General features: G+C 46.2%; 2 protein-coding genes. Both read right to left on the reverse strand.

Annotated features, from left to right (window positions below):
• On the reverse strand, window positions 1-915 hold a 915-nt coding region (locus tag ACRCJ0_RS14740), incomplete at its 3' end, for an NAD(P)H-dependent glycerol-3-phosphate dehydrogenase (RefSeq protein WP_431390956.1).
• A 32-nt stretch (window positions 916-947) separates the two neighbouring features.
• On the reverse strand, window positions 948-1,167 hold a 220-nt coding region (locus tag ACRCJ0_RS14745; RefSeq protein ID WP_431390958.1), incomplete at its 5' end, for a prolipoprotein diacylglyceryl transferase family protein.

Below are 1,167 nucleotides of genomic sequence, written 5' to 3' on the forward strand. Positions count from 1 at the left end.
GCCCTCTTCTTGGGCCAATTCATAGGCTGAAACAGCTGTCGCAAACCCTTCAACAACCATACCCATATGGTCTTCTACGTCTTTCACCGCTTGACCTTGACCAACTTGTTGGCCAGCCCGCCAGTTTCTTGAATGAACACTTGTTGCCGTAACAATCAAATCGCCTACTGCAGATAAGCCCATAAAGGTTAATGGATCAGCACCCATCGCCACACCTAAACGTGTAATCTCAGCCAGGCCACGAGTAATTAAGGCCGCTTTGGCATTATCACCGTAACCGGCCCCCACTAAAGCACCAGCACCTAATGCAATGATATTTTTCAAGGAGCCCGCTAATTCAACCCCGATGATATCTGGATTGGTGTAGACCCTAAAATAATCATTCATAAATACCTCTTGAACCAAGTGGCAGGCTTCATCATCTGTTGAAGCAGCTGTAATGGCTGTTATATCATGTTTTATAACTTCTTCTGCATGGCTAGGTCCCGATAGTACCACTACTTTTGCTTGACCAATTGGCTGGAAGACTTCCGTTAAAATCTCAGAAATCCGCAAGTGAGTGCCCTGCTCTAATCCCTTAGCCGCGTGCATAATGACCGGTAATTCGTGCACATTTTTCTCTTGCAAAATAGTAACCACCTGGCTTGCTACCTGCCGTATGGCCTTGGTGGGCACGACGAAGTTGATCAAGTCTGCCTGGTCCAAGGCTTTGGCCATGTCGTTTGTTGCAATGATATTCTTCGGCAACACTAGATTAGGTAAATAATGGTCATTTTTTCCAGTGGTTTGAATCTCACGGGCCTGTTCTGGATTATGCGTCCATAAGGTCACCTGATGGCCATTTTCTGCAAGGACCATGGCAAGTGCTGTTCCCCATGAGCCAGCGCCTAGTACGGCAATATTTTTGGACGTCAAGTCATCACTTCTCCAATCTATTGGTATATTTTCTATTTACTTGATTTGTAAGCCGGACCGTTGTGTTCAGAGTAGTATTCATAATACTTGTCGTTCATGCGGCGTGCAGCAAAAATCAATAATGCGCCGATGAATAAGACGGTGGCTAATACTTGGCTGACACGGAATGGTCCCCACCACAAGCTGTCTGTCCGCAACCCTTCGATGAAGAAGCGGCCAAATGAGTACCAGATCAGATATAGTAAGGTGGTG

Source organism: Aerococcus sp. L_32, from assembly GCF_050689315.1.